Below are 26566 nucleotides of genomic sequence, written 5' to 3' on the forward strand. Positions count from 1 at the left end.
GTATAAACAACCAGGTTTCGGAGGGGTGCCATGCGTACCGACGAAGGGCCGGTGACGGCGGGCGAGCTGGCCCGCCGGACGATCCGGCGGACCGATTTCGTGTCCTGCGACCAGGCGTTCATCGACTGCCGGACGCCGGGGTCGGACCGCAAGGAGAACTACTCGATGATCGGCCCGGGGGTGACCCAGAACGCGGACCAGGTGGTGAACCTGCGCGAGCCGCACGGGTTCAGCATCGGGGCGGCGGCGATGCCGCACGGGATCACCAACAACCTGCACCTGCATTTCACCGCGGAGGTGTTCCTGTGCTTCCGCGGCGAGTTCCTGCTCCGCTGGGGCGCGGACGGCGACGAAGGCGAACTGGTGCTGCGCGAGGGCGACATCGCCTCGATCCCGACGTGGATCTTCCGCGGGTTCACCAACATCGGCCCGGACGACGGCTGGCTGTTCACCGTGCTGGGCCACGACGACACCGGAGGCATCATCTGGGGCCCGTCGGTGCTGCGGGAGGCGGGCAGGCACGGCTTGCACCTGACCGCGGACAACCGGCTGATCGACACTCTCGCCGGCGACGAACCGCCCGACGCCGCGGAACTGGTCCAGCCGATGGCTCCGGCCGACATCGCCGCCCTGCCGTCCTACGACGCGGCGAAGCTGCGCCGCCGCGTGGCCACGGCCGATGATCTGCAGTGGTCCGCGCACGCCTTGCTGGGCGGTGCCGTGCCCGGCGGGCGCGCCGAACTGGCCCCGGTCATCGGCTTCGGCATGACCGAAGACCGCGACCAGGAACCGCCCATCTACAACCCGCACGGGCACAACGTCGCGTGGCTGCGCGCCGAGCCCGGCGAAGGCATCCCGCTGCACCGGCACGACGAAACGCAGGTGCTGCTGGTCAAGGACGGCGAATGGGAGGTCACGCTCAACCGGCACGACGAGACGAGCGTGCGGCTCGGCCCGTGGGACATGGTTTCCGTGCCGCGCGGCGCGTGGCGCAGTGTCCGCAACGTGTCGGATGAGCGGGCGACGCTGCTGGTCGTCAACGGCGGAGACGGCCGCGTGCGTCTCGACTGGGACGACGAGGTCGTGAAGGCGGCTGCCGACGCGGGCGTCGGCCTGGACCACAACGGTTACCTCGCGCCGTGGCATCTGCTGCCTCGCGCGGCCGGCCGGTGACTGACCTGCCGGTGGTGCTGGTCCCCGGAATGCTGTGCGACGCCGAGGTCTGGCCGCGGCTGCCCGGACGAGTGGTCCACGCGGAGATCTCCGCGCCGGACATCGGCGGCATGGCCGAGCAGATCCTGGCCGCGGTCGAGGGCCGGTTCGTGCTCGCCGGGTTGAGTCTCGGTGCGATCGCCGGGTTCGAGGTCGCGCGCCGGGCGCCGGAGCGGCTCGCCGGATTCTGTGCCGTCTCGACCAATGCCGGCGCGCCGACCGCGGAGCAACTCGCCGCCTGGGCCGCGTTCGACCGCCGCACGCTCGCCGGGGAATTCGACGACGTGGTCGCGGAGGAAATCCTCCCGACGATGTTCTCCGGCCCGGATCCGGTGCTGGAACAGCGTTTCCTCGCCATGGCGCGGCGGGTCGGGCCCGGCGTGTTCCGCGCCCAGCTCGCCGCCCAGGCGACCCGGCGGGACGCGCACGCCGCGGTGGCGGGCCTGTCCTGTCCGGTGCTCGTCGTCTCCGGGGCACAGGATCGCTTGTGCCCGCCCGAATTCCACCGTTCGATCGCCGCGCGGGCGCGATATTCCGTGCTGCGCGTGCTTCCCGAAGCCGGACACCTGCTGACGCTCGAGGCACCCGACGTCGCGGTCTCGGCCTTGACCGAGTGGCTGTGCAGTCTTTCCCCATTCTCGAAGGAGTCCTGAATGCGCAAGACCCTGAAATCCGCTGTCCCCGCCGAGCAGGTCGCGGCCGACCGCACCGACGTCGGCGACCGGGTCCGCGCGATCATCGCCGACATCCGCGAACGCGGGGACGCCGCGGTCCGCGAGTGCTCGGAGAAATTCGACTCGTGGTCGCCCGAATCGTTCCGGCTCTCGCCCGAGGAGATCGAGAAGATCGTCGCCCGGGTGCCCGGCCAGGTGCTCGACGACATCCGGTTCGTCCAGGACCAGGTGCGCGCTTTCGCGCAGCGGCAGCGGGACTCGTTGCAGGAGTTCGAAATCGAGACGCTTCCGGGTGTCCACTTGGGACAGAAGCACGTTCCGGTCGCCGCCGCGGGCGCTTACGTGCCCGGCGGCCGCTACCCGCTGACCGCCTCCGCGCACATGACGATCGTGACCGCGAAGGTGGCCGGGGTGCCGCGGGTGGCCGCGTGCACGCCGCCGATCCGCGGTGAGGTGCCGGAGGCGACCGTCGCCGCCATGCATCTGGCTGGCGCCGACGAGATCTACCTCCTCGGCGGCGTGCAGGCGGTCGCCGCGCTGGCGGTCGGGACCGAAACCGTCGGGCGCGTCGACCTGATCGCCGGGCCGGGCAACGCTTATGTCGCCGAAGCGAAGCGGCAGCTGTTCGGCGAGGTCGGGATCGACCTGTTCGCCGGCCCGACCGAGGTGCTGATCGTCGCCGACCACACGGCCGACCCGTTCGTCGTCGCGGTGGACCTGCTGTCCCAGGCCGAACACGGCCCGGACTCCCCGGCTGTGCTGATCACCACGTCCGAGGACGTCGCGCGGGAGGTGCTGGAGCACGTCGAGGCGCTGCTGCCGGGCATGCCGACCCATGACTTCGCCGCCCCGGCCTGGCGCGACCACGGCGAGATCCATGTCGTGGACGACCTCGACGAGGCGTTCGCGCTGGCGGACTCCTACGCGTTCGAGCACGTCCAGGTGCTTACCGAGCAGCCGCGTCAGGCGCTGACGAAGATGCGGGACTACGGCGCGCTTTTCCTCGGCCCGGGCACCTGCGTGTCCTACGGCGACAAGGTGATCGGCACCAACCACGTCCTGCCCACGCGCGGCGCCGCCCGCTACACCGGCGGGTTGTGGGTTGGGAAGTATTTGAAGACGGTGACCTATCAGGAAGTCACGAGCAGCGAGTCGAGTGTGCGGCTCGGCGAAGTCTGCGGACGCGCGGCGCGGGTGGAGTTGTTCGAAGGCCACGCGCGGTCCGGCGATGTGCGCGCGGCGGAGTTCCGGCGGAGCGAGCTTTCCTGGAACCCGGCGTGACCGCGTCGCTTTCGGGACGGACCGCGCTCGTCACCGGCGGCGGGAACGGGCTCGGGCGCGCGATCGCGTGCGCGCTGTCAGCGGCCGGCGCGCGGGTTGTCGTGACCGGGCGGCGGCGGGACGCCCTCGATGCCACGGTCGCGGCGCTGTCCGGACCGGGCCGGGCAGCGGTGTGCGACGTCGCCGATCCGCGTTCGGTCACCGCCCTCGCCGAGGAACTCGCGGACGAGGAGATCTCGGTGCTGGTCAACAACGCCGGGGTCGCGGGGCCGGTGAAGCCGCTCGTCGAGGTCGAACCGCAGGAGTGGGACGAGGTGTTCGGCGTCAATGTCCGCGGGGTTTACTTGGTGTGCCGCGCTTTTCTGCCGGCGATGACGGCGCGTGGCGCGGGCGACGTTGTCAACATCGCTTCCGTGAGCGGGAAACGGCCGCTCCTGCGCCGTACGCCGTACTGTGCTTCGAAAATGGCCGTGCTTGGCTTGACGGCCACGCTCGCCGGCGAGGTCGGGCCGTACGGGGTGGCGGTGAACTCCCTGTCGCCCGGGCCGGTCGAGGGCCCGCGGATGGAACGGAACTTCCGGTTGGAGGCGGAACGCACCGGCGTCACTTACGCCGAAGCCGAACGCGCGTTCACGGGCCGCGCCGCACTGGGCCGGATGGTTACCGAGTCCGAGGTAGCCGCCGCGGTGCTCGCGATGCTGGCGATGCCTGGCCTGTGCGCGGCGGACATCGACCTGTCGGCGGGAATGGTGGCGCGGTGACCACGCTCAAACAACGCCTGCGGTCCGGGGAACGGCTGCTCGGCGGGCTGCTGCGGCTGCCGTCGGAGACGCTGGTCGAGATGGCCGGGGTGGCCGGGCTGGATTTCGTCGTGCTCGACTGCGAACACGGACCGGCCGACCTGGTGCCCCTACAGCAGCATCTCGTCGCCGCGCAAGCACACGGCATGGGCGCGCTGGTCCGGGTGGGGGCGGCGGAACCGGCGCTGGTCCTGCGGGTGCTCGACCTGGGCGCGGACGGCGTGATCGTGCCGCACGTCGACACCGTGGACCAGGCCCGCGCCGCGGTCGCCGCCGCGCATTACTCGCCGCTCGGGCAGCGGGGTTTCGCGACCTACAGCCGAGCTGGCCGGTTCGGTGCCCGCACCAGTGCTGAGCATCTGGAGACGGCGGCGGAAACCACTGTCGTCGTGCCGATGCTGGAAACGCCCGAAGCGTGCGCGGCGGCGGGCGAGATTCTCGCGGTCCCCGGAGTCGATTCGGTGCTGGTCGGGCCAGCCGATTTGGCGGTATCCCTCGGTCTGCCCGGCGGTGCCGCCGAACCGGCCGTCGGGCGCGCACTGGACGCGGTCGCGGCAGCGGCGAAGAGCGCGGGCAAGCCGATGACCAGCATCGTGGGAACCGTGGACCAGGCTCGGCAGGCACCGCCCGGGGCGGTGGTCTACAACCTCGCGCACGTGCTGCTCCACGCTCTCGGCGACCTCACCGGGGCGCGGACCGCGGACCGGTAACGCGACGTCAGTTCCGGCCGAGGTGCGTTCATCGCGCCTCGGCCGGGCCCACGTCGGGGAATTCGACCGGCACCGTGGCGACCCGGCGGGCGGTGGCGTAGGCGTGGGCGACTCGTTCGAGGACGGACGCGTCACCGGATTCCTTCAGGTTCTCCTCGACCGGTTCGCCGGCGTGCGCAGCCCGGCTGGTCCGGATGACGTCCGCCCAGTCGCCGAAGTACGTGATGTCGGCCCGCGGCGACGGTTCGAGGGAGAAGCGCGCGCCGAGGCCGCGGTCGAAGCGCAGCACCCAATGCACGGTGCCGGACGGGCCGTCGCTCAATTCGTAGGCTATTTCGCAATCCCGGTCCAGGTCCGCGCACGCGGCCCGGACCTCGGCGGAAGCAGCGAGCAGTTCGTTCATCCGGGCGACGTGTTCGGGGGACATGAACATCGAGGCAGGCACGGGACCTCCTGATTCGGGTCGGGTTCTTGGCACGGTCGGGTCAGCGGTTCGCGTAAGCCCGCACATTGAGCTCGACGGCGGTGAGCGGGAGAGTGCCTTGTCCCAGCACGGTTTCGTGGAACTCCCGCACGTCGAATCGGCTGCCGAGCGCGCGTTCAGCGGTGCGGCGCAGCTCCCAGAACTTCTCGAAACCCAGCCGGTAGGACAGGGACTGGGCAGGCAGATCGGTGCCGTACCGCAGGATTTCGGTGGACACCTGGGCCGGCGACTCCATGGTCGTCGAGGACAGGTATTCGCGGCCCTTGTCCTCGGACCAGCCGAGTGTGTTGAGGCCGGTGTCCACGACCAGCCGCTGGGCCACGAACCGTTGGTGCAGGCAGGCGCCGTAGTGATCCCACGGGTCGCTGAACAGGCCCATTTCGAAGCCGAGCGAGGCGGCGTACTCGGCCCAGCCTTCGCAGTAGGCACTGAGCGATTCCGCGGCGGCTTGCCCCTGGAGCGGGTGCAGGGTGGCGTCCTCGGCCTGGCGGGCCAGGTGGAAGTGGTGGCCGGGCACGAGCTCGTGGAAGATCAGCGCCGCGGCCGAGATCTGCGCGCGGCCGGCGAGGCCGGATCCGTTGAACCGGTAGCGGCCGACCGGATTCGCGGCGATCGGCTGCTCGTAGTAGCCGAAGGTCATGCCCGCTTCCAGCTCCGGGTCGAGCCGCTGAACGCCGAAGGCGGCCCGCGGCCGGACGCTGAACCACTGGTCGAGCAGCGGTTCGATCGCGTCGATGTGCCTGCGGTAGGTGTCGGCGACGTGTTCGGGGGAGGGGGCGTGGAAACGGGGGTCGGCTTCGAGGACGGCTCGGTAGGCGGTCTCGTCGCCGTCGAAGCCGACTTCGCGGCGGATTTCGGCCAGCTGCTCGGTGAGTTCCGCGACGGCCTTCAGACCGAGTTCGTGGACTTCTTCAGGCTCGATGGGGTAGGTGGCGTAGTGGCGCACCAACCGGCGGTAAGCCTCGTGCCCGCCCGGGTACTGGCCGAGGCCGATGCCGTCGACGGCGCTCTGCGCGCCCGGTCCGTCCAGGTGTGCGAGGACGGCGTCGAAGGCGGGCAAGAGGTCGTCGACGACAAGCCGGTCGACGCCGTCGGTCAGCATCGTGCGCGTCGCGGGATCGAGGCCGGCCAGGCGGGACTCCGCAGGCCGCAAGAATTCGGCCGCGGCGGCCCGATGCGCGCGGACAGCGGCCAGGAAGCCGGGCAACGCGGGGCGCGGCAGCACGATGCCCTGTTCGGCTTGGCCGATGAGCTTGGCGTGCGCGGCCTTGATCGTGTGCGTGAAGTCGTTGACGAGGGACAGGTAGCGCTTCGCCTCGTCGCCGGCGGTGAAGGCGAACGGGCGGAACACCTGCTGGCCGTACAGGGTCCAGCCGAAACTCTGGTAGGGCGCGACCGGGAAGCTCCACCAGTAGTCCTCGTCGGCTCCGGCCAGCTGGGTGGCCAGCGCACGGACGACAGCGGCGAGGGAAGTGTCCACATCGGACTCCGGGGCCCGGTCGAGTCCGGCCAGAATCCGCCGGCCCAGCGCGGCGGCTTCGCTCGCTTCCTCGTACGTGCCGCGGGGAAGCTGCGTGACCGGTTCGCCGGCGTGCAGCGCGAAGTGCGGCTGGGTGCGCTGGAGATGTGCCCACAGCTCGTCGGCCAGGTGACGAGTCGGATCGCTCGGTTCTGCCATGCCAGCGAACGTATCGCCGGGCGCGGCGGGCCCGGAATCAACAACGGTCGCGTCTTGCGCGGGAGATGCTGCGCGTTTGTCGCGGGCGCCGGCGCCGGTCAGCCGCCGAGCCGGTCGTCGTACGCGGAGGCGAGCAGGCGCAGTTTGAGGCCAAGGTGCAGCATGAGCCGGTCGTCGCCGTCGTCGAGGCTGCATCCGGTGATCTGCTCGATCCGTTTGAGCCGTTGGTAAAGCGTGGCCCGGTGCACGCGCAGCGTGTCGGCGGTGCGCTGGATGTTGCCGCCGTGGTCGAAGAACGCGGTCAGTGTGTCGAGCAGGACGTGGTGCCGGTCTTCTCGATCGAGGGCCTGGAGTGCCGGAACCCGGGCACTGCTGCGCAGGTCGTCCGGCGGCAGCTTCAGCAGCAGTTCGTAGGGTCCCAGTTCGCCCCAGCGGGCCAGGTCGCCGACGCTGGGCAGCAGCAACGCGGCCCGCACCGCCAGCGACGCCTGCTGATACGACTCGAGGACGGCGTCGAGTTCGGTGACGGTTCCGCCGAGACCGGCGACGGGCCGCGCGGCGCCGTCGGTCAGCCGCTGGAACCGGCTGGTGATCCGCTCGGCGATCGCGTCGACGAGAGCGCGCGCCGGCGGTTGCCGTTGGACGAGGAGAAGCCAGCCCCGTGAGCGGTTGGCCACCATCAGCGCGACGTCGTCCACGACGGTGCGCACGCCCTCCTCGATCGCCGCTTCGAAGGCGACTTCCTGCGGCGGCGCGGCTGCTCCGGACACGCGGCATTGCACTGCGAGCACGGTGAAGCAGGTGCGGTCCTCGCCGAACAACTGCTCGGCCCGCAGGTCGGCGATCGCCTGCGCGCGCATGTCGGCGTCGGGCGAAACGAGTTCGCGCAGGATGCCCTCGTGCCGTGCCTTCGACCGCTCGTGCAGCAGCAGCCTGCGGTAAAGCACGGAGCCGGCGGCGTCCGCAGCGGCCGCGGCTGCCGACAGTTCGGACTCGCTGAACGAGCCGTCCTCGTCGATGAGCCACAGGTAGCCGAGCAGCATGCCGTTGCACCGCACCGGCGCGCACAATCTCGGCTTGGCCCCCTCGACGCGGACGACGCCGGGTTCGGTCCAGCCGGCGATGCCCAGCGCGAAGAGACCGGTGGTGATCTCAGGCCGCACGGCCCGGTTGAGCACCGAGCCGACCCGGACGGCGTCCTCGTCGCCGAAGTGGCGGCTGGCCGCGAGAAGTCGGATCGCGGGGTCGTCGATGGCCACCGAGCGGTGCAGGCGCTCGGCCAGTTCGTCCACAATGGACTGGAGGTCACCGTCGGACATGGGCGTCCATTCCGCTTCGCGCGCTCTTCCGTGCCGAGCACCGACGCTACCACCGTCCACAGAGGAGCGCGGTCAGCCGAGCACGGTTCCGGAGCTGTTCTGGTGGTGTTTCCGCTTACGGGAGAACGCGCCGAGGTCGATGGGCAGGCCGGTGTGTGCACCGGTGTACTGGACTGGGTGTGCGTCGTGGTCGGCTCCGGCTTCGACCTGCTCGATCAGGGTGCTCATCAGGCGGCCGACGACCGGCGCGTTCTTGAACTGGTTCCCGCTCGTGCCGATCGCGACGTAGAACCCGGGCAGCTCGGTCCGGTCGTAGATCGGCGTCCAGTCGTCGGCCACGTCGTAGACGCCGACCACTCCGCGCGCCCGGTTCGGCACGCGCAGCGCCGGCAACCGGCGGGCCGCGCGCGTCACCTGCGCTTCGAACACGGCCATCGTCGGGTTCGGATCGGCGTCGTCGGGATCGTCGAGCCACTGGAACGGATCGCATTCCGGCTCGGTCCCGCCGACGAGCAGCCCGCCGCCGACTTCGCCGCGGAAGTACGTGCCCAGATCCATGTCCGCGACCGACGGCCCGACTCCGCCGCTCGGGTGATAGCCCTCGGGGGCGAGCACGTGGGCGACCTCCTGGCGCATCGGCCGCACCGAGACGGCGAAATCCGACCCGACCCCGGCCATCCGGTTGAGCTTGCCCGACCAGGGCCCCGCCGCGTTCACCACCACCGGGGCTGCGATCCGCGTTCCGTCCGCCAGCACGACCGCGCCGACCCGGTCATTTTCCGATTCCACCCCGGCGACCGTCGCGCGGAACCGGAACTCCGCGCCCTCCTTCGCCGCGGCCGCTGCCAGGTTCTGCGCGGCCAGCTGCGGATCGCTGACGTAACCAGCGTCCGGGGTGTAGACCGCGCCGAGCGTCGTGGCCGCGTCGGACCAGAACTGGTCGTCCTCGATCCGCTTCGGCGGCCAGTAGCGACCGTTGTCGATCCCGGGCAGCCGCCGCGACAGCGTCGCGCTGTCCCACTCCTCGTACGGAACGCCGACCTCGTCGAACAGCGGCAGCCAACCCGCGCGCGGAGCGGCGTCCACGTCGAGCATGACCATGCCGCTGCGGGTGAACCGGGCCAGGTCCCCGACGTCGTGGCCGAGGTGATCGGCCCAGGACGACCAGCAGAAGTGCGATTCCCAGGCCGTCGTCACGCCGGCCAGGGTGGAGAAGTTGTACCGGATCACGGCACTGGACGCGCTGGTCGAGCCTTGGCCCGCCGCCGCGGCCCGGTCGACCACCACCACCCGGCGCCCGGCCCGGGCCAGCTCCAGCGCGACCGCCGACCCGATCACCCCCGCTCCGACGACAACGGCATCCGCATTCATCGTGGCCTCTCCGCAGTTCAGGTGCTCAGTGCCGCCGATTCTGGCGCGGGAGAACCCCGTTCCGCGATCGACATGTGTCGCGGCGATCGAGCTGCTTGCGCGCCACCTGTCGTTCGGAATCCGGGCGGCGGCGGGGCACAGTGGATCCGTCCACAACGGACACCGGCTAGGCGGAAGGATCGAGCGATGGCCGACGAACAGCTGGACTACCCGGTTGCGCGGACTGTCGACGCGCAGGACACAGTCGCGGGCCTCAGCTTCCCCGATCCCTACCGCTGGCTGGAAGACGACGGCGAGGAAAGCGAAGCGTGGCAGCAGGCGCAGAACTCGCTCACCGACGCGTTCGTCGATGACTGGCCCCATCTGGCCGCGCTCCGCGCCTCGGTCGACCGCTGCGTCGCGGACGGCACCGGCTCGGCCAACTGGATGGTCGAACCGGCCCCGCGTTTCGCCGGCGGCCGCTGGTTCCGCCTCGACCGCGGCCCCGGGCCGGACTACCCCGACCGTGCGGTGCTCGTCGTATCCGACCTCCCGGACGGCCCCGGCCGGGTGCTGTACGACCCCAATGCCGACGGAACCCGGCAGATCTCGTGGTTCGTGCCCTCCCCGGACGGCCGGATCGCCGCGCTGGGTGTGTGCGAGGGCGGCTCGGAACTCGCCGAGATCTGGTTGCTGGACACGGAAACCGGGGAACGGCTGCCGGACCGGATCCCGCAGCCGACGATGGGGCCGACGGTCGTCCCGCAGTGGCTGCCGGACAGCTCGGGATTCTTCTACACAGCAGGCGACCTGACCTCCGAGGCGTTCGCCTTCCGGGCCTATTTTCACGTCGTCGGCGGCGAACCGGCCAGCGAGCCCGAACCGGTCGATGTCGTGCACGCGCCGACCGTCCAGGTATCCGCGGACGGCAAGCGCGCCGTGGTGACCGCTGTGTGGCCGCTTCCGGAGTATGTCTGCGAATTGCCGCAGCGGACGTGGCGGCCGTTCGTCCGAGGGCTCGACTCGTCGGTGGCAGGCGTGATCGACGGTGACCGGTATGTCGCCGTCACGAACCACGGAGCACCGCGGGGGCGGATCGTCGCGATCCCGTTCGACGCGGCCGTTCCGTCCGATCCGGCGACCTGGACGGAACTGGTCCCGGAATCCGGTCGCGTGCTCAGCCACCTCAGGCTGGTCGGCGACCGCCTGGTGGTGACCGGGTCGGTCGACGCCGAGGCGCGCGCCTGGGTTTTCGACCGCGACGGGCAGGAGTTGGAGGAGGTCCCGCTTCCCGGCCGGGGCGCGCTGCCGCTGGAGGTCCTGCCGACCGCCGGCTTGGCCCCCGACGGCCATCCGGACGAGTTCGTGTTCCTGTTCTCCACTCCCGTTTCCTCGCCCGGTCTCTACCGCTACCGCCTGGGCTCGCCCCAGGTCGAGACGCTGTGCCCGCCGCGCGTGCACCTCGCGGGCGCGACTGTGTCGCTCCGCTGGGCGGAGTCCCAGGACGGCACCAGCGTGCCGTACCACCTCGTCCTCCCGGACGGCGCGGACGGAACCTTGCCGACTCTCATCACCGCGTACGGCGGCGGCCGCGTCTCGTGGCCAGCGCAGTTCCCGGGCCCGGTGGCGGCCTTCGTCGAGGCCGGCGGCGCCCTGGTGATCTCCCACCAGCGCGGTGGCAGCGATCTCGGATCCGACTGGGCCGACGCCGGGCGGGTCAAGAACAAGCAGAACAGCTACGACGACCTCTACGCCATCGCCGAACACCTTGTCGCCAGCGGCGTTACCTCTCCGGACCAGCTCGCGGTGACCGGCTGGAGCAACGGCGGAGTCATGGCCGCGACCGCGTTCACGCAACGGCCGGAGCTGTGGGCGGCTGTGGTGGCCCAATGCCCGGTCGCCGACCTCATCGGATGCCACCGGCACCCGTACGGCCGGTTCGCCGTCACCGCCGAATTCGGCGACCTGGCTGACCCGGAAGACATCGCCCGGCTAGCCCTGATGTCGCCGTACCAACTTGTCCGGCCCGATGTCGCGTACCCCGCCCTCTACGTGCACGCCGGGGGCGCCGACGTCGCGTGCCCGCCGGGTCCGACCCGCAAGTTCATCGCCCGGACGCAAGCCGCAGCGGGGGCTGTCGCGCCGATCCTGTTGCGGGTGTGGGAAAACGTCGGGCACGGAACCGCCACGAGCCGGTCCGAAGGCGTCGCCCACACGACGCACTGGCTCGCCTTCTTGATGAAGCGGTTCGGCATGGTGCCGCGCGCGGACAACTGAGCTGCCCGCATTCGGCGGTCAGGCCGGCCGAACGCAGAAGGGATGTCCCGCGGGGCTCGCGTAGACCCGGACGCCGGACCGCTGACCGGGCTCCAGGCACCGTCCGCCTGCCGCCAGGACCAGCCGGTGCGTTTCAGCCGGGTCGTCGGTGCGCAGGTCGAAGTGCAGCTTCTGGTCGTTTCCGTCCGGCCAGGTCGGCGGCACGTGGCCGGGCACGGCCTGCACCACCAGCGCGGGGAATCCGTCGGCCTGGAGGAAGTGGTGGCTCGCGGTCTTCGTGACCGAGGCGCCCAGCACCCGTTGCCAGAACGCGCTTTCGGCGTCGATGTCGGCGGCGTCGATCACCAGGGAAAGAAGGGTGGTGCGCATGGGTTGCCTCTCGTCAGAGGGCGGGGATGATCCCGCCGTCGACCCGGAATTGCGCCCCGGTGAGCCAGCCGGCCCGGTCCGAGGCGAGGAACGCGATCATCTCCGCGACGTCCTCCGGTTCTCCCGGCCGTCCCATCGGGATGTCGAGGTGATCGACGATCTGCTGTTTCACCTGGTCGAGGCCGACGCCGCGCTGATCGGCGATGCGCTGCAGATGGGCGAGCGCGCCGTCGGTGACCACGAAACCCGGAAGCACGCACACGACCCGCACCCCCTGCGGACCGACCTCGGTCGCCAATTCGCGGCTGTAGGCGTTGAGCGCTGCTTTGGCGGCGGCGTAGGACGCTTCGGTGCGCTGCGGCAGCCGGCTCGCGATCGACGAAACGTGCACGACTACGCCGGACCCGCGCTCCACCATGCCGGGCACGAGAGCGCGGTCGAGACGGACGGCGCTGAGGAGGTTCATGTCCAGGTCCGCCAACCAGGATTCGTCGGTGCGGCTCAGCGTCGGAGCCGCGGAGCTGGCCGCGGCGGCGTTGTTGACCAGGACATCCACTCCTCCGACGGCTTCGGTGACGCGCCGTCCGAGCTCGGCGGCACCTTCCGCGCTCGACAGGTCAGCGGCGATGAACGTGGCAGGCAGATCGTCCGCGGGGGCGGTGCGGGAGGCAGCCAGCACGGTCGCCCCGGCAGCCGCGAACCGGCGGACGGTCGCTTCGCCGATGCCGCGGCTGCCGCCGGTCACTAGGACCCGCAGCCCCGGTAGTTCTTCTCCTGGCGGCTTCATCCAGGCCTCGCTTCAGTAAGGTGAGTCTGACTCCGTTAACAGTACACAAGCGGAGTCGGACTCACCTTATGGAGGTTCTGGTGCCGTCGTCCCGTCCGCTGCGCGCTGATGCCCGGCGCAACCGCGAAGCGCTGCTGGCCGCAGCTCGGCAAGCCTTCCTCGCGGGAGACGCTGATGCGCATGTCGAGGACATCGCTCGCAACGCGGGCGTCGCGATCGGGACGCTCTACCGTCACTTCGAGACGCGCGAAGCCCTGATCGAAGCTGTCTACCGCAAGGAAGTCGACGAGCTGTGCGACGCACCGGCCGCGCTGCTGGAGACGCGGTCCCCGGACGAGGCGCTGCGGCATTTCCTGATGCTGCTGGTCGACCACGCGGCCGTGGGCAAGGGGATGGCGGTGGCCCTGCAACACATCATGACGACGAACTCGCCGGTATTCGGCGAGGCCCGCACCCAGATGTCGGACGCCCTCGCCCGGCTGCTCGCCGCGGGTGCCTCGGCGGGTCTCGTGCGGGACGACATCACCGGCACCACCCTCCTGCACGCACTCGGCGGCATCTGCGCGTTGCAGGTCGCCGACGGATGGCAGGACGAGGCGCGGCAAATCGTGTCGATCCTCTTCGACGGCCTGCGCATCCGGTGACCACGGACCGGATGCTTCGACTCGCTTGCGTCCTAGCGCTGCGGTGAATCTTTCGCGGCGAGGTGAGCGAGCACGAGACCGAACGAGGCGATGATGATGTGCGGAAGGGCTGCCTGGAGACCGTTCCATTTGCTCGATTGCCACATCTGAAACCACTCTCCGCCTATTGCCAGGAAACCGATCCCGAAAAGCATCAACTGCATTACCCAGCCCAGGCCGGACAGCTTGTAGGCCGTCGACGGAGCGTGCCCGGATATGTGGTTTCGTATACAGCCGATAAATCCGCAAATGAGCACCAGCGCGGTGAGAACCTCCCACGCGATGATGGCGAGGTAGGCGGCATCGGCAAGTCCGGGGCTGGTTATGGCGCGCCACATCATGTTGGGCGACTGAAATGTAGTGTCCATCGCCAGAACATGGCGGACGAAATCTTGATTGGTGCCGAAGTCCGTGATGTTGCCGACTGCGACAAGTGTCATCTGCAGGGCCGTTGTTCCCGTGAGAACTGTGACCGCGGCGGGGAGAGCGCTGAACCTGCTGAAAAGAGGCATACCTGAATACTAGACTTATGGGCAAAGTGTTTTAGGGGCGAATTGCGGGATGCGCAGTTGTGCCACACGCTTCCCGGGCGATCGGTAGCGGCCGCCGCGGACCGCGAGGGCTGGCGACGCTTGGCGGCTCGCGTACTAATCTCTTGCTCACCCGGGTCCGATCAGGAGCCGCCTGGTCAGGACGGATCCGCCGATGAGCGCAGTCCCCGATGCCGACACGCCGCCCGCGGACCGCGTCGTAATCCTCGAGCCGGAGGAGGGCCGTCCGGCGAGTCAGGACCGGTCGTTCGCGCCGAGCTTGCGCTGGAACCGGGGCAAATTGCGCAGACGTGCCGTGCTCCTGTTCGCCCTCGTGGCGGCGGGCGTGGCGCTGATCGTGTTCGCCCGGTCGAAGATCTACCTCGCACTTCCCGCCGTCGCGACTGCTTTGGTGGCTGCCAGGCTCTGGCTGCTCGTCCGGGCCGCCTTCCGTGCCCCGCACAAAGTGCGGGAACGATTGCTCGACCTGCCGTTCCGCAAAGTGCCCGTGGACGGCAGCATGCTCCGGGCCACGAAGCGCGCGCTGTACCTGAGGCTGGCCGACGACCAGTGGTTCCGCATCGGCCCGCCAGTGGTCAACGGTTTGATCAACAGCAGGGGATATGTCTGGGTGGTAGGCCCCGAACCTTCGGGCCGGGCAGGGCTTGTGGTGCCAGGCACCGTGAGCACGGCCGTCCTCCGCGCCCGCGAACTGCCGAACTCGGCGCATCCGGTATCGACTCCGGTGCCGCCTCCGACGCACAACGAGCAGTTCGGTCTCATCATCCGGCTCTACCGGCCCCGGAGAATCGCGGCCGCCATCACGAAGCTCGCACTGGCGGCCTGGCTGGTCGCCACCTACGCGCCCCTGCTGCTGCACACCTACCGGCAATCCGAGGAACTCCTCGGGCTCGCCACGTTCCTCGGGCTCTATCTGGCCGCCGCTCTGGTCTGGACGTCAGCGACATCCCTGCACCAGTGGCTGATCCGCGCACCGCGGGCAGTTCGGGCAACCCACTGGACGCCACTGCGGATCGTCCCCGACTCGCTGAGAAACGGCGGCAGTCGCCGGAAACTCACCTGCCGGGTCACCTCACCGGAAGGATCCCGCACGGTGTCCATCGGCGATTCCCCCGTCGTCCCGACGGTGCGGGCGACCGGGGTCCTGTGGGTAGGAGGCCGGCCGAAGAAAGGCGTTGTGGCGATCGGATTGCCCGGCTACCCGATCCTGGGCCACGCGAAACTCGGGCGCATCGAGCACCGTTGAGGCGGCGCGCGGTCGCCGCTCAGGACAAATCCACGAACCCGACCGCGAGGCGTTCGGCCATCCGCATCAGTGCGTCGATCAGTTCCGGCGCGGTCATCGGCACGGCTTTGGAGCGCCATGCCGTCGCCGCTTCGACGAAGCCGCCGATGCCTACCAGCAGTGCCACCCGGAATTCGGCGGCGGACGCGTCCGGGGCGAGTTTCGGTTCGGCGTACGTCATGAACATGTCGACGACGGCGTGCACGGTGTCGCGCCGCATCGACTCGAGGACGTCGCTGCCGCCGTGCTCGCCGAAGAAGATCTGGGTGGTGCCGAAGTTGTCGGCGATCTGGCTGACCACGACCTCGAGGGCGGCTCGAAGCTGTACGCGCAGCGGTGCGTCGCGACGCGGCAGGACCGCCTCGAGAATGAGGGCCAGGATTTCGTCGCGCACGCTCTCGGCGACCGCCACGAGCAGTGCGTCCCGGCCGGTGAACGACTCGTAGAAGTACCGGTCGGTGAGGCCGGCGCGGGTGCAGACACCGCGCATCGTCACCGAAGCCCAGCCGCTTTCGCACCACAGTTCGCGTCCCGCGAGCAGCAGTGCGGCCCGGCGCTCCGCACGCCGCTCGTCAGCTGATTTCCCGCCGTAGGGCCGTCCCTTCTCGACTCGCGCCATGGCCCGATCTTGACAGCCGAAGGCGCGAACCTCCAATCTGAGGGCATGCGCCTTCAGAATTACCCGGCCCCGGGGCTCTCGCTGCGCAGCCGCGCGGCGATGGGGTTGCTCGGCGCGACCTGGCGGCCGCTGACCCGGCTCATCCCGAACGGACGGGCCGGCACGCTCGTGAGCCGGTCGCTCATCGCCGCGGGGCTCCGGTTCGGATCCCGTCCGGTGCGGGGCGCGACGTTCGAGCGGGTCGAGGAGGGCGCGGGCCCGGTCGTGCGCGGCGAGTGGGTGCGCACGCCTGCCGCGGACCGCTCGGACGGCGTCGTGCTGTACATCCACGGCAGCGGGTATGTCGTGTGCTCCAGCCGCACCCACCGCGGTCTCACCTCGCAAATCGCCGAACGCACGGGTCTCCCGGTCTTCTCGGTCGACTACCGCCTCGCGCCGTCCCACGCCTATCCCGCCGCGTCGGACGACGTGCGCGCCGCCTGGGACTGGCTCGTCGCGCAGGGCCACGACCCCGCCGGCATCGTGGTCGCCGGCGATTCCGCGGGCGGTCATCTGGCCCTGCTGCTGGTGCTCGAACTCGTCCGAGCGCGCCGGCCGTTCCCCGCCGCGCTCGTCGCTCTCTCGCCCGTCGTGGAGCTCGACCTCGCCCGCGGCATGGTCCGCGACCGGATCGAGCGCGACCCGTTCGCCGCCGCCGCGGTCGCGCGACGGGTCCTGCGCCGGTACGCCGACGAGGAGGCCCTCCGCAGTGATGCGCTGCGCGTGGCCTTCGACGACCTCGAGCATTTCCCGCCCGCGCTGGTGCACGCAGGTTCCCGGGAAATGCTCGCCGCCGACGCCACCGAGCTGGCTCGCCGGATCGAGGCAGCGGGTTTCACCGTGGACCACCGGATCTGGCCGGGGCTGATGCACGTCTTCCAGGCGATGACCGCCGTGCTGCCGGAGAGCGAGGCCGGACTGGCCGCGATCGCGGACTTCATCGACACCCATCTGCCGCGCGGTTCGGCGCGGCCAGTCCCCGCGGAGGTGGCTACGGCATGATCGGATTCACCAGGCCCGTGACGAAGGGCGCTTCAGCCGTCGTCACGGGCGCAGGCAGCGGCATCGGGCGCGCGTTCGCGATCGAGCTGGCGAAGCGCGGCGCCCGGGTCGTCTGCTCCGACATCGACGAGGCCAGCGCAAAGGAAACGGTTGCTCTCGTCGAAGCGGCCGGGAGCATCGGCCTCGCCGTACGGTGCGACGTCTCCGGCTCCGAGGAAGTCGCGGGTCTGCGGGACCGCTGCATCGAGTGGTTCGACGGAGCCCCGACGCTGGTCATCAACAACGCAGGCATCGGAGCCGGGGGCCACACCGTCGGACACACGCCGCTCGAAGAGTGGGAACGCACGCTGCGAATCAACCTGTGGGGCGTCATCCACGGGTGTCACCACTTCCTGCCCGCGATGAAAAACGCGGGCCGCGGCGGTGTCGTCAACGTGGCATCGGCCGCGGGGTTCGCGGCTGGGCCGAGGATGGCGGCGTACAACGTGAGCAAGGCGGGCGTGATGAGCCTGTCGGAGACCCTCGCCGCCGAGCTCGCCGGCACCGGGGTGCGGGTGACGGTGCTCTGCCCGACGTTCGTGCGGACGAACATCTTCAGCGGCGAGCTGATCGACCGCGCGGCATCGGGCGCCGCGGCTCGCATCGCCGACGTGGTCGGGATGTCGCCGGAGAAGGTCGCCCGGATGACGCTCGACGGGCACGACAAGGGCCGGTTGTACGTCGTTCCCCAGCTCGACGCCCGCGCGATCTGGCTCAGCAAGCGCCTCACCCCGGCCGCGCACGCACGGATCGGCGGCTTGCTCGCGCGAGTAGCGCCGTTCAGCACCGAAGCGGATCCCGAAGGAGCAGACCTGTGACCTATGACTTCGACGCCATGCTGGCGAAGATCATCGAGAAGCAGTGGTCGCTGGCCGACATCGACTGGGACGCGCCGGGCGCGGAGACGATGTCGGACGAGACGCGGGCCAGGATGAAGCCGTTCATGGCCGATCTGGTCTGGATCGAGCACATCGGCGCGCGGGGCTTCGCCGCGTTGGCGAAGAAGGCGCCCACGCCCGCCATCCGCGAGATCTACCGCTACTTCCACGCCGAGGAGCAGAAGCACGCCAACGCGGAACTCGCCCTCATGCGCCGCTGGGGCATGCTCGAGGACGGCCGCGTCCCCGAGCCGAACATCAACGTCAAGCTCGCGATCAAGGTCCTCGACACCTACGGCGACCAGCTCCCGCTGACCGGTCTGGCGGCGCTGATCCCGATGCTCGAGGTCGCGCTTGACGGAGCGCTCGTCAAGTTCCTCACCGACGAGGTCAAGGACCCGGTGTGCCACGAGGTTTTCCGGCACATCAACTCCGACGAGGCGCGGCACATCACCACCGACTTCGAGGTCCTCGACCTGATCGGAGCCCGCGGCCCGGTCGAGAACCTCGTCAAGGGAGTCGGGCTCCTGGACCCGCGCGTGCTCGTCGGGCTGATCGTGGTGTTCGTGCCGCTGATCAACAAGATCCGCGACAACGTGGTGGGGATGGGCCTGGACGAGCGCAAGCTGATGAACGCGGTCCGCCGGTTCGCGAAGATCGGCGGACGCGGCGAGCACACCCGGTACGTGCCGACGTACCACATCTTCCGCGTGCTGGCGGGGATGATCACCGACCGCGAGCACCCCTACCACCGGCTCCTGGCCGACCCGATGGTCAAGCTCACCGGGAAGATGCCGGCGAGGCTCCTGGGCAAGCCCCAGTCCTGGGTCAAGGGCCTGTCTCCCGAGGCGGTCGCCTGATGGCCCGTCTCCTGACCGGAACCGACTGGTTCGAGCACTCCTACGTCGGTGAACGGGTGGCTCTGCTGGCCACCGGTGCCGAGGCCGCTTCGATCCTGCCGGAGCTGCTCCACACGGCTTCCTCGGTCGTCGTGTTCGAGGAAAGTCCCGCCTGGGTCACGCCCGTCGGCGTGCCCCCGCCACTGCGCCGGGTCGCGGCGAAGACCTGGCTGCGGCTGGCGGTCCGCGATGCCTGGACCCGGCGCCAGCTCACCCCGCACCGCGCTTACGACTCCGGCCGCACCCAGGTGAGCCCGAGCTACTACGCGGCGTTGCAGGACCCGCGGACCCGGTTGGTGCACTGGCCGGCGTACGCGATCGTCGACCAGGGCGTCCGCGCAGCGGACGGCGTCGAGTACCGCGTCGACACCGTCGTCGTCGGCGCCACCTCCCGATTCGCCGCCGCGCGGATCCAGGCCAGCAAGGAGTCCGCATGAACATCCGTCCCGACCACGAGGTGCTCATCGTCGGGGGCGGACTGTCCGGCATCGGCGCCGCCATCTTGCTCGACCGCGCCGGGTTCGGCGACTACCTCGTCCTCGAGGAGGGCGACGGCTTCGGCGGCGCCTGGCACTGGAACACCTACCCCGGGGTCGGCGTCGACATCCCGTCGTTCTCCTACCAGTTTTCGTTCGAGCAGCTCTCCGGCTGGTCCCGCGTCTACGCGCCCGGCGCCGAGTTGAAGGCCTACGCCGAGCACTGCGTCGACAAGTACGACATCCGCCGCCGCAGCCGCCTGCGCACGACAGTCGCCGGAGCCGAGTACGACGACGCGACCTCGCTGTGGCGCGTCCGGCTCGGCGACGGCGAAACCCTCACCGCCCGGTACGTCGTCAATGCCACTGGCGTGCTCACGAAACCCAAGAAGCCCGACATCCCCGGTGTCGACGACTTCGCGGGCACGCTCATGCACACCGCCCGCTGGGACCACGGCGCGGATCTGACAGGCAAACGCGTCGCGATCATCGGCACCGGTGCCTCGGCGGTGCAGATCATCCCGTCCATCGCGCCGGACGTCGAGCACCTCACCGTCTTCCAGCGCACCCCGATCTGGTGCCTGCCCAAGCCGGACGCCGGCATCGCCGGACCGCTTCGGACCGCACTCGGACTCGTCCCGGGCAGCAAGGCCGTCGCCAGGTTGATCAGCCAGTCCTATGTGGAAGTCACGTTCCCGCTCGCCGCGCACTTTCACGGCTACGTCCCGACGGCCAGCTTCGGAGAGAAACTCGGCCGCCTCCACCTCAAGCGCTCGGTCAAGGATCCGGAGGTGCGCCGAAAGCTCACCCCGGCGTACTCCCTGGGGTGCAAGCGTCCCAGCTTCTCCAACAGCTACCTCAAGACGTTCAACCGCTCGAACGTCCGCCTCGAGACGACCTCCATCGAGGCGATCGCCCCGACCGGCGTGCGCACGACCGACGGCCGCACCCACGAGGCCGACGTCTTGATCCTGGCCACCGGCTTCAAGGTCTTCGAGAAAGGCAACATGCCGGCGTACCCGGTGCGCGGCTCCGGCGGAACCGACCTGGAGACGTTCTGGACCGAGAACCGCTTCCAGGCCTACCACGGCGTCAGCGTGCCCGGCTTCCCCAACTTCTTCTCGATTCTCGGCCCCTACGGATACAACGGATCGTCCTACTTCACCCTGATCGAAACCCAGAGCCAGCACATCATCCGCCTGCTCAAAGCAGCCAGAAAACGCAACGCGACCCGGATCGAGGTGACCCAGGAAGCGAACGCCGAGTACTTCCAAGCGATGCTCGGACGACGCGACAAGCAGATTTTCTTCCAAGGCCAGTGCTCTTCGGCGAACAGCTACTACTTCGACGAACACGGCGACGCGCCGCTTCGCCCGGCGTCCACATTGGAAACCATGTGGGACGCCAACCACTTCCCCCTGAGGGCCTACGAATTCAGCAGTTCCGCTCGATGACCGCGGCTGCTCGCGTCTCGCGGCCGGGACGCGAAGAACGCATAAAACCCTTTGCGCAATGCGGATTTCACGTTGACAGTGCATGATCAACTGCTCGATTCGGGTGTTGATGGTCCGAGGCACGGACAAGTGCCTGAGCTGGCGAGCGAAATCATCCGCGCGGAACGTGTTGGGTATGTCCGAAGTTCCCGGAATCGCCCTTGACCGGCGCGATCGCTCCCTCGATAGTGGGCGCATGCATGACTTCGACTTTCTCTTCGGTTCCTCGAATGTGGCCAATCGACGGCTGGCTGCCCTCCTCGAGTACTCGACGGAATCGGCAACATCGATGAGGTGACCTTCCCGACGCACGGGTTCGGCGGCGTCACCCGGCCATGGTCGCCGACTGCCATACTTCAGTGTTGCCAATGCCGCGGCAGACAGCCGACCGGTTGATCGGCCGGTCATGAGACGACGCGGATAACGGCAAGGTTCGATCGCAAAGGGCTCGCGAGGAGGAACAGTGGTCACTGCCGAGGACATCCGCGCGCTCACCGCGTCATTGCCGCGAAGCGAGGAAGGAGTCGTGCGAGACCAGGTGAAATTCCGCGTCGGACGGCGCGTCTACCTCGCGTTGTCACCGGACGAATCGACGATGGGGTTCGCGTATCCGAAGGAGCATCGTGCCGGGCTCGTCGCTGCCGAGCCGCACAAGTTCCAACTTCCCCGTGAGTCGGACCTGCGCTTCAATTGGGTCCATGCGGTGCTGAGCGAACTCGACGCTGACGAACTCGCCGAGCTGGTGGTCAACGCTTGGATGATGTGCGTACCCAAGAAGGTGGCGGCGGCGTATCTGGACGCGGGCTGAACCGAGACGGCCACTGCCTGGCGCGCACCGCCGCGGCTGCGTGACCTCGACCCTGATCAGTGCCTCGTCCGGCCGCGGGCGGAAAGCCGAAGTATCCCGGCACGCCCGAGGCAGAAGCGTCGGGCGGCACCGTGATCGTGACTGAGCCGGAACCCCGCTCGCGGACGACAGCCGCTCGAACCTGGACCGCGATGCGTCATGCTGATCGTGCCGACTGGTCGATCACGAGCGCAGCGGCTCCTGGACGTCTTCGAAAACTGCGGAAACCTCGGCTGGAAAAGGAAACAAATACGTTTTGCATCGATATTGAGGTGCAAATTATCGCGTTTCATGGAAGCATTCTGAGCAAGGTGGCGTTGCTTGAGCCTATGCGACGACTCCTTCGCGGGGGGCGAGGAAGTCACGAGTCAGGGGAGTGCCGACGGGGTATGCATTCAGTATGGGAGGACGAAGACCAGAGGAGCTGGAACCCGGCGAAACGGTCCTGTGGACCGGCCATTCCCCGTTCCGGAAGCGGCCCCGGTGGCCGTGGGTGTTGTTGCTCGGATACGTGACCGGACTCGCGGTGCTCGGGTTTGCCTGGCGTTGGGGTGTCGCCATCCAGGCGGGCCTTACGACGTTGACCTTGACGCTGGCCGATCGGCAGTGGACGAAGGCGACTCTCACGCGCGGCCGCTACACCGTCACCACCCGGCGGGTTCTGGTCGAGGCAACGTGGTGGGGACGTCCGATCTGCCGCGCCGAGCGCCTGTCGGACCAAAGTACTTGGGATACACGAAGACCGAGCAGGTGTCCGCAGGTAATACAGCGATCTGGGAGAACATGGATGCCGTTTTCAAGGGTGCGAATTTCCGAAATCCCTTCCAGCCGACTAAGGACTCAGCTCGAGATGGAACCTGCGGACTGGACATCGGGCCTGATGGAGAGCTGTGAGGGCTGACATGGCTGGCGAAATGAGCAAGGAGTTGATCATCAGCCCTCGCAGTGAGCGAGTGAGAGAGGAGTTGGCAGACGCAGATGCCTGGAGTTCGTATGCGGCAGCACTGCGCCAGGTGCTCACTGCGGTGATCGCGAAGAGCGGCATTGACTTTCTAGAGGTCGGCGAGCTACTGGTGAATGACCCCCTTCCTGACAGGCACCGCGGCCTTCGCAACGGCGCGGAGGTCCAGTTCCCGCAGGCGATTGACCTTGTCGAGGGAATGGCAGCGGGGCGCGGGCCGTATTGCCAGCTTTCCATCCCGGAGCGGCTTCAGATCGAGTCGGGATGGGACGGGGCTGTACACCTCTACCTGACGCGAGCGGTGGCCGCCGATCTCGCGAGACTCCGTTCCCAGGACGCGATTCTCCAGTGGCGCGACGCAGCTCCTGAGCCCACCGCGATCTCGAATCCTGTTGGTGCCGTCGCGGACGAGAGTTTTTGGGAGACGGTGGCGAAGATATCCGAACGCCTCACCTTAGTGTGTGAGCGCTGGGCGTACGGTACCTCCGGGTGCCGATGGTTCCGCGTAAGTCGGGAGAACGCAGCCGAGGTGGCCCGGCTCATGCGACCACGTTCACTGGTTTGCGTGATAAGCGATCCGGCATTGCAACCTCGGAATGAGCTATTGGAGGACGACTTCACGGCCTTCGCAGCCCCACTGCTGCCCGGTGAGCTGCGCTATCGGGCCTACCCCGGTGGTGCCGATACGCTCTCTGAGGTTACGGGTGAGGGTTTCTCTCTCATGCTGGCGGACAGATTGATAGGCGATTGGTGCGCCGTGATGCCGGACTCGGACGGGGTGAACAGGGCGCATTGGGAAAGCCCAGGGTCCTAGTTTATAGGCCAACACTCTAGGTCGGCGTCCTCAGCCAAATGCTCAACCGTCGGCCTGACGTCGGGTCGTAGCGGAGTGAGCCGGGTGGGATGTTCCGAATACTTCTCCGTGACATGCTGATGCCCGTATAGCCGCGGCGGCGTTCGGATACCTTCGCCCTGAGCCGCAACAGAAGCGCCAGAGCGTGGGCGTGTGCTCACGCGATACTCGCGTCGGTCGATCCCCGGATCCGCGCTGCCGTGCATGCCGCAGCCGACGCGCTCGAGAGGGCCGGGCGTGAACTGGTCGAAACCGACATTCGGTTGAGTGAAGAAGCGACCGCCGCTTATTTCACGGCCTGGGTCGCATATGTCGCGCAACTGCCGGTCCCTGTCGGACGCGAGAACGATCTGCAGGAGGTGACCAGGCTACTGCGGCGGCTCGGAGCCGCTGTGGTGCCGGCCGACCTATCAGGCGAGGTCGCGTTGCTGGACGCTGCCCACAACCGAGTGGATGTCGAGCTCGGTCCCGGCTGTTCGCGTCCGAAACTGGCGATCGGTGAGCTGCGGCGTTCCGACCCGGTGGCTGCTGTAGCAGCGCAAGCTGAGTTCGCGCCGTTCACGATCCCTGCCAACGTCGAAGGCAGACCAAGCATCACAGTCCCGGTTGGGCTCCCGGCGGACCCGGGCCCCCTTTCGCTGTAATGCTGTCCGCACGCCGTGGATATGATTGGTGGCTCTTGGTATTTGCAGCCGAGGTCGAGCACGCTGTGGATGGCTTCCGACGGCCGGAATGCCCATCGCGCACGTGCACCACTGGGGGAGATTCGTGGTGACAGCATCGTCCAGTACAGCGGAGAAAGCCGTGCTTCCCCGCATTTTTCACGTCTGGCTGGGCGGTGCTCTGGTGTCGCAACTCGGCGACGCCGCTTTGTACTTCGCATTGGGGTGGGCGGCCTCGGCTCACGGCGGCCTGGCGTCCGGTTGGATTCTGTCGGCGGTCGCGCTGCCGCGGACGATTCTGCTCTTGTTCGGCGGCGCCGTCGGCGATCGGCTCGGTGCCCGACAGGTCATGATCGTCGGTGATGCCGTGATGCTGGTTGTCGCCGTAACACTGGCTGTCGTGTCGGGGGCAGCTGGGGCACCGTTGGCCATTCTCGTGATAGCTGCCCTCATAGTCGGCACAAACGACGCCTTCTACCTGCCCTCGTCCGGATCGATGCCCCGCCGGCTCGTCGAGCCCGAATTGCTCCCGCGGGCAGTCGCGCTTCGTCAGAGCGGAACGCAGGTGATTAGTCTGGTCGGTGCTCCTATCGGTGGTGCCTTGGTGGCATTCGCCGGGCTCTCCGCAGCGGCATGGGCTGACGCGATTACCTTCGCCGTGGTGCTGGTCGTGCTGGTTATGGTGCGTCCGCCGTTCACCCCGCCGTCGCCCGCGCAGCGCAAGCACATCCTGCGCGAGGTGTGGGAAGGGATCCAGGTCGCGGTCAGGACCTCCGGACTGGGACCCGTCCTGTTGCTCGTCGCGGGCGCGGCGGGATTCGTGCTGCCTTTTGCAACTTTGCTGATCCCGCTGCTGGCGCGAGAGCACGGATGGGGTTCGACCGGTGCGGGGTTTGTGGTCGGAGCCCAGAGCATGGGCACGATCGTCGTAACCCTGATCATCAGTCGCCGCGGGATCTTCGCCCGCCCCGGCATTGTTGCCGCGCTCGCGCTGGCGGTGGTCGCCGTGGGCGAACTGGCGGTTGGCCTCGCGCCAGCGCTGCCAATGGCCATCACGGGCGCGTTAGGCGTCGGCGCGGCGAGCGGCATGTTCGTCAGCCACCTCAGCCCGCTGCTCCTCAGCGCCGCTCCTGATACTCATCTCGCTCGTGTACAGGCAATCCTCTCGGTGATCCAGAGTGTGACCCTGTTGGCGACCAACAACATCATCGGCTCGGTTGCCCATGCGCTCGGACCTCAAGCCGGGACCCTCGTGTGTACGGCCGCGCTGCTTATGTGCGCCGCGGCGGGACTCTTCAGCCGGCCCGTCCGCAGGATCGCCCGACCGGCTGGCCGAGCTGTGCGTTCTTGATGGTCTGTCCGCAAGGGCATCGTCTGAACAAGGACAGCGGACGATGGTGCTAGCCACGACACTCGCGGTTGAAATGTCGGCGGCGCATGTCGGTTTTCGGCAGCGGCATCGCGACGTTGCGCGCGTATGAGCCTGCGAGGCCTGGCCGCGGCCGGATCACGTTCCCCCGCCACGAGCCCGTGCGCCCGCTCAACACGAACAGCCGGCCCGACGAACTGCCTGGCGTGCTCACTCCGGACGGGAATCCGTCTGGGGCGCTAGTCCTGGGGCAGTTCTCGTTTGGGGATGCCTGCGCTGACGTTGGTCGCGGAGCGGCGGGACGCGGTCGGCTCAGGCGGATGGGAGCGCTGTTCGCGGTCGGCGCACTGTCGGACATGATCCGCAGGTCCGCGATGGACATCCTCATGCCCTGGCTAATGGACACCTACGGGCAAGGTGGTCGGCCCGCTGTCCACCATGGACGGCATCGCGTTCTTCGTCGAGACGATCTTCCCCGGCATCGATCTATACGCCTGCGGTCATCTCCTGCCACGACGGCACCTTCATCTGGAGCAAGTGCTGGCCGAGTATGTCGATTACTTCAACCACCATCGACCCCATCGCTCCTTGCATCAACGGCCGCCCGACCAAGTCTTGGTACCCGGCCGCATGACCGGTTCGGGGCGGGTTCGGCGTCGTGATCGGCTCGGCGGACTGATCCATGAATATCAGCAGGTCACATGACGTGACACAGTTCTCGGCACTCACAGGATGCTGCGGCATTCCTCGATCACCGTCACCTCCGACACCTACACCACGGTCCCGCCTCAGGTCGCGTTCGCGGCGGCGGAAGCGACGGCGGCGATCATCCGGCGGCAGTCGGCGCGAAGTCTCGGGCTCACCTCGGGCTCGCCAATGACCACAATGGACAGTTCGGAACCGGAAGAAAAACGTCCAGAAAACCAAAATCCCCAGGTCGATGAACCTCAAGACCTGGGGAGTGGGGGT

Annotated in this window: 26 protein-coding genes; 18 read left to right on the top strand and 8 right to left on the bottom strand. The window is 68.6% G+C overall.

Translation table 11 applies throughout. The annotated features are described in order from the left end of the window. Positions 1-30: 30 nt before the first annotated feature. From FKO37_RS15525 to FKO37_RS15545, 5 genes are read left to right on the top strand one after another with little or no spacing between them, the layout of a single operon-like run. Complete coding sequence (locus tag FKO37_RS15525; protein ID WP_037820025.1) at positions 31-1173, top strand: cupin domain-containing protein; 1143 nt, start codon at positions 31-33, stop codon at positions 1171-1173. Further along, entirely contained in the window at positions 1140-1865 is a 726-nt protein-coding gene (locus FKO37_RS15530) for an alpha/beta fold hydrolase (protein WP_238604784.1), read from the top strand. The genes FKO37_RS15525 and FKO37_RS15530 overlap by 34 nt, the downstream gene beginning before the upstream one ends. After that, positions 1866-3167, top strand: a complete 1302-nt coding sequence (gene hisD, locus FKO37_RS15535; protein ID WP_238604785.1) for a histidinol dehydrogenase — start codon at positions 1866-1868, stop codon at positions 3165-3167. It abuts the gene before it with no gap. Then, a complete protein-coding gene (locus FKO37_RS15540) occupies positions 3164-3928 on the top strand; it encodes an SDR family NAD(P)-dependent oxidoreductase (protein WP_238604786.1) in 765 nt (254 codons plus the stop codon). Before hisD ends, FKO37_RS15540 begins: the two co-directional genes overlap by 4 nt. After that, positions 3925-4677 carry an HpcH/HpaI aldolase/citrate lyase family protein gene (locus tag FKO37_RS15545; protein WP_205673425.1) on the top strand — a complete coding sequence of 251 codons (753 nt, stop codon included), beginning with the start codon at positions 3925-3927 and terminating at the stop codon, positions 4675-4677. The genes FKO37_RS15540 and FKO37_RS15545 overlap by 4 nt, the downstream gene beginning before the upstream one ends. Before the next feature lie 28 nt (positions 4678-4705). On the opposite strand, the gene FKO37_RS15550 is transcribed toward FKO37_RS15545, so the two are convergent. The 4 genes from FKO37_RS15550 to FKO37_RS15565 all read right to left on the bottom strand — a co-directional run bounded on the left by FKO37_RS15550 (position 4706) and on the right by FKO37_RS15565 (position 9529). After that, positions 4706-5122 (bottom strand): hypothetical protein, encoded by a 417-nt coding sequence (locus tag FKO37_RS15550; protein WP_134733841.1) that lies wholly within the window; start codon positions 5120-5122, stop codon positions 4706-4708. A gap of 40 nt (positions 5123-5162) precedes the next feature. Further along, complete coding sequence (locus tag FKO37_RS15555; RefSeq protein ID WP_238604787.1) at positions 5163-6839, bottom strand: DUF885 family protein; 1677 nt, start codon at positions 6837-6839, stop codon at positions 5163-5165. Between the two features lie 98 nt (positions 6840-6937). Continuing rightward, the gene (locus tag FKO37_RS15560) at positions 6938-8158 is read right to left on the bottom strand and encodes a CdaR family transcriptional regulator (protein ID WP_238604788.1); all 1221 of its coding nucleotides are present in this window, start codon (positions 8156-8158) and stop codon (positions 6938-6940) included. A gap of 72 nt (positions 8159-8230) precedes the next feature. Beyond that, entirely contained in the window at positions 8231-9529 is a 1299-nt protein-coding gene (locus FKO37_RS15565; RefSeq protein ID WP_037820015.1) for an FAD-binding oxidoreductase, read from the bottom strand. A gap of 186 nt (positions 9530-9715) precedes the next feature. Between FKO37_RS15565 and FKO37_RS15570 the strand changes: the two genes are divergently transcribed. Continuing rightward, positions 9716-11785, top strand: a complete 2070-nt coding sequence (locus FKO37_RS15570; RefSeq protein WP_037820014.1) for a prolyl oligopeptidase family serine peptidase — start codon at positions 9716-9718, stop codon at positions 11783-11785. Between the two features lie 18 nt (positions 11786-11803). On the opposite strand, the gene FKO37_RS15575 is transcribed toward FKO37_RS15570, so the two are convergent. Both FKO37_RS15575 and FKO37_RS15580 read right to left on the bottom strand, forming a co-directional pair. Beyond that, positions 11804-12154, bottom strand: a complete 351-nt coding sequence (locus FKO37_RS15575) for a VOC family protein (protein ID WP_238604789.1) — start codon at positions 12152-12154, stop codon at positions 11804-11806. A 13-nt stretch (positions 12155-12167) separates the two neighbouring features. Beyond that, entirely contained in the window at positions 12168-12941 is a 774-nt protein-coding gene (locus tag FKO37_RS15580; protein WP_238604790.1) for an oxidoreductase, read from the bottom strand. 80 nt (positions 12942-13021) lie between these two features. Here FKO37_RS15580 and FKO37_RS15585 point away from each other — a divergent pair, with 80 nt between their 5' ends. Continuing rightward, positions 13022-13585, top strand: coding sequence for a TetR/AcrR family transcriptional regulator (locus FKO37_RS15585; protein ID WP_037820054.1), 564 nt, complete (start codon positions 13022-13024; stop codon positions 13583-13585). Positions 13586-13617: 32 nt separating this feature from the next. Here the strand turns inward: FKO37_RS15585 and FKO37_RS15590 are convergent, their stop codons facing one another. Continuing rightward, the gene (locus FKO37_RS15590; RefSeq protein WP_134669468.1) at positions 13618-14136 is read right to left on the bottom strand and encodes a DUF2165 domain-containing protein; all 519 of its coding nucleotides are present in this window, start codon (positions 14134-14136) and stop codon (positions 13618-13620) included. 193 nt (positions 14137-14329) lie between these two features. Here FKO37_RS15590 and FKO37_RS15595 point away from each other — a divergent pair, with 193 nt between their 5' ends. Further along, positions 14330-15421 (top strand): hypothetical protein, encoded by a 1092-nt coding sequence (locus FKO37_RS15595; RefSeq protein ID WP_238604791.1) that lies wholly within the window; start codon positions 14330-14332, stop codon positions 15419-15421. A 19-nt stretch (positions 15422-15440) separates the two neighbouring features. On the opposite strand, the gene FKO37_RS15600 is transcribed toward FKO37_RS15595, so the two are convergent. Next, positions 15441-16079: a TetR/AcrR family transcriptional regulator gene (locus FKO37_RS15600; protein WP_238604792.1), complete on the bottom strand. Its 639-nt coding sequence runs from the start codon at positions 16077-16079 to the stop codon at positions 15441-15443. A gap of 45 nt (positions 16080-16124) precedes the next feature. Here FKO37_RS15600 and FKO37_RS15605 point away from each other — a divergent pair, with 45 nt between their 5' ends. The 10 genes from FKO37_RS15605 (at position 16125) to FKO37_RS15650 (ending at position 26302) form a co-directional block, all read left to right on the top strand. Then, positions 16125-17120, top strand: coding sequence for an alpha/beta hydrolase (locus tag FKO37_RS15605; RefSeq protein ID WP_238604793.1), 996 nt, complete (start codon positions 16125-16127; stop codon positions 17118-17120). Then, positions 17117-17977, top strand: a complete 861-nt coding sequence (locus tag FKO37_RS15610; RefSeq protein ID WP_238604794.1) for an SDR family oxidoreductase — start codon at positions 17117-17119, stop codon at positions 17975-17977. Before FKO37_RS15605 ends, FKO37_RS15610 begins: the two co-directional genes overlap by 4 nt. Continuing rightward, complete coding sequence (locus FKO37_RS15615) at positions 17974-18897, top strand: ferritin-like domain-containing protein (protein WP_238604795.1); 924 nt, start codon at positions 17974-17976, stop codon at positions 18895-18897. Before FKO37_RS15610 ends, FKO37_RS15615 begins: the two co-directional genes overlap by 4 nt. Next, positions 18897-19373: an FAD-dependent oxidoreductase gene (locus tag FKO37_RS15620; protein ID WP_134733853.1), complete on the top strand. Its 477-nt coding sequence runs from the start codon at positions 18897-18899 to the stop codon at positions 19371-19373. Before FKO37_RS15615 ends, FKO37_RS15620 begins: the two co-directional genes overlap by 1 nt. Positions 19374-19375: 2 nt before the next feature. Continuing rightward, the gene (locus tag FKO37_RS15625; protein WP_238608271.1) at positions 19376-20866 is read left to right on the top strand and encodes an NAD(P)/FAD-dependent oxidoreductase; all 1491 of its coding nucleotides are present in this window, start codon (positions 19376-19378) and stop codon (positions 20864-20866) included. Positions 20867-21368: 502 nt separating this feature from the next. Further along, positions 21369-21713: an MmcQ/YjbR family DNA-binding protein gene (locus FKO37_RS15630; protein ID WP_238604796.1), complete on the top strand. Its 345-nt coding sequence runs from the start codon at positions 21369-21371 to the stop codon at positions 21711-21713. 953 nt (positions 21714-22666) lie between these two features. Beyond that, entirely contained in the window at positions 22667-23527 is an 861-nt protein-coding gene (locus FKO37_RS15635) for a hypothetical protein (protein ID WP_238604797.1), read from the top strand. 203 nt (positions 23528-23730) lie between these two features. Next, positions 23731-24210, top strand: coding sequence for a hypothetical protein (locus FKO37_RS15640; RefSeq protein ID WP_308196585.1), 480 nt, complete (start codon positions 23731-23733; stop codon positions 24208-24210). A 127-nt stretch (positions 24211-24337) separates the two neighbouring features. Beyond that, positions 24338-25579, top strand: a complete 1242-nt coding sequence (locus tag FKO37_RS15645; RefSeq protein ID WP_238604799.1) for an MFS transporter — start codon at positions 24338-24340, stop codon at positions 25577-25579. A gap of 456 nt (positions 25580-26035) precedes the next feature. Then, complete coding sequence (locus FKO37_RS15650; RefSeq protein WP_238604800.1) at positions 26036-26302, top strand: transposase; 267 nt, start codon at positions 26036-26038, stop codon at positions 26300-26302. The last annotated feature ends 264 nt before the right edge of the window (positions 26303-26566 follow it).

The organism is Amycolatopsis sp. Poz14, from assembly GCF_006704225.1.
GTDB classification, from domain to species: domain Bacteria; phylum Actinomycetota; class Actinomycetes; order Mycobacteriales; family Pseudonocardiaceae; genus Amycolatopsis; species Amycolatopsis nivea.